The 239-nt window shown below is 45.2% G+C and carries 1 protein-coding gene; it reads left to right on the forward strand.

Translation table 11 applies throughout. The features are described from left to right. Positions 1 to 239, forward strand: a 239-nt coding sequence (locus RYX56_RS25050; protein ID WP_439108538.1) for an ABC transporter permease subunit, incomplete at both ends; no start/stop codon positions are given.

Here is a 239-nt window from a genome sequence, read left to right on the forward strand (position 1 = left end):
CGATTGCAACGCTTGGTTTCGGAGAGATTATGAGAATCGTCTTTTTAAATATTGACTATGTTGGCGGGGCGAGCGGGATGACAGTCACCCACCTGACAACATGGCCATGGTTGATTTCCTGTGTATTGATTACGATTATCGTGATTGTTAATTTCACCAATTCTACTCATGGGCGCGCCTGTCTTGCGATTAGGGAGAACGAAATTGCTGCCGATGCGATGGGGATTAATACAACGTAT

Origin of the sequence: Alkalihalophilus lindianensis (assembly GCF_032843265.1) — a bacterium.
GTDB classification, from domain to species: Bacteria; Bacillota; Bacilli; order Bacillales; family Bacillaceae_D; genus Alkalihalophilus; species Alkalihalophilus lindianensis.